1 protein-coding gene is annotated in these 1819 nt (G+C 61.6%); it reads right to left on the bottom strand.

What is annotated here, in order from left to right; genetic code table 11:
- Window positions 1-85 precede the first annotated feature (85 nt).
- A complete protein-coding gene (locus tag ACW9I6_RS32265; protein ID WP_003211608.1) occupies window positions 86-1708 on the bottom strand; it encodes an MFS transporter in 1623 nt (540 codons plus the stop codon).
- Between the last annotated feature and the right edge of the window lie 111 nt (window positions 1709-1819).

Here is a 1819-nt window from a genome sequence, read left to right as displayed (position 1 = left end):
AGTCAACCTATCCGGCGACTGACACCCCGCTTTCGCGAGCAAGCCCGCTCCCACACTGAAACTCCAGCGTCGGCCGGATCGACGTTTAGTTATTGTCGATATCGACGTTCTTGGTCTCTTTCAGGCAAATCAGCCCCACGATCAGGCTCACCCCGGTAATGACCACCGGGTACCACAGCCCATAGAAAATATCCCCGGTGTACACCACCAGCGCAAACGACACCGTCGGCAGGAAGCCACCAAACCAGCCATTCCCGATGTGGTATGGCAGCGACAGCGAGGTGTAGCGGATGCGTGTCGGGAACAGCTCCACCATCAGCGCTGCCAGCGGGCCGTAGCACATGGCGGCGATCAGGATCAGCGCGACAATCAGCACCACCACCATGGTTTTGTTGACCTGCGCCACATCAGCCGATTGCGGATAACCCGCCAGGGTCACCGCGCCTTTCAGGGCGGCTTCGTCGTAACCGTCGATACGCACATCACCCACGCTCACCTGCACCGCGCTGCCCGCCGGGGCGGCCGCGCTTTCGTACGGCAGGCCCTGTTTCACCAGGAAGGTCTTGACCTTGTCGCACGGGCTGTCAAAACGCGCCTTGCCCACCGGGTCGAACTGGAAGGTGCAGGTGGCCGGGTCTGCCAATACGGTGATCGGCGACTGGCGGCTGGCGTGGTCCATCGCCGGGTTGGTGTAGTGCGCCAGGCCCTTGAAGATCGGGAAGTACAGTGCGGTGGCCAGCAGCAGGCCGACCATCAACACCGGCTTGCGCCCCAGCTTGTCCGAAAGCCAGCCGAAGAAGATGAAGAACGGCGCACCAATCACCACGCTGATGATCAGCAGCATGTTGGCCAGTGCCGGATCCATCTTCAAAAACTGTGTGAGGAAGAACAGCACATAAAACTGCGCGGCATAGAACGTCACTGCCTGGCCGGCGTTGATGCTGAACAGCGCAATCAGCACGATCTTGAGGTTTTCCCATTTGCCGAAGGATTCGCGGATCGGCGCCTTGCTGGCCTTGCCTTCCTCTTTCATTTTCAGGAACGCCGGCGACTCGTGCAGGCTCAGGCGGATCCAGGTGGAGATGCCCAACAACACGATCGACAGCAGGAACGGCAGGCGCCAGCCCCACACTTCGAATTGGTCGCCGGTGAAGTAACGGCACGCCAGCACCACCAGCAGCGACAGCAGCAGGCCGAGGGTCGCGGTGGATTGAATCCAGCTGGTGTGGAAGCCGCGTTTGCCCGCCGGGGCGTGCTCGGCCACATAGGTGGCTGCGCCGCCGTACTCGCCGCCCAGCGCCAGGCCCTGGAGCATGCGCAGCGCGACGAGGATGATCGGTGCGGCAATGCCGATGCTCGAATAGGTCGGCAGCAGGCCGACGCAGAAAGTCGCCAGGCCCATCAGGATGATGGTGGCGAGGAAGGTGTACTTGCGCCCGATCATGTCACCCAGCCGACCGAACACCAGCGCGCCGAACGGGCGCACCACAAAGCCGGCGGCGAAGGCCATCAGGGCAAAGATAAACGCCGTGGTGTCGTTGACCCCGGCAAAGAACTGCTTGCTGATTACCGCCGCGAGTGCGCCATAGAGGAAGAAGTCATACCACTCGAACACCGTCCCGAGGGAGGAGGCGAAGATGACTTTCTGTGTGTCGTTGCTGTCTCGCGCCTTGGTGGCGGAGCCCAGGGGTTGAGCGTGTTCTGACATTTGGGTAGCCCTCACAGTGATTATTTATTGTTGTTCCACTGTCGGCGCCACATCGGCGCCGCTATTCCCCTGTAGGAGCCCGGCTTGCCGGCGATGGCGCTCTCAAGCTGT

The organism is Pseudomonas sp. SDO5522_S412 (genome assembly GCF_054071215.1).
The sequence above is the reverse complement of the archived record's forward strand: the minus strand, read 5'-3'. Positions and strand labels throughout refer to the sequence as shown.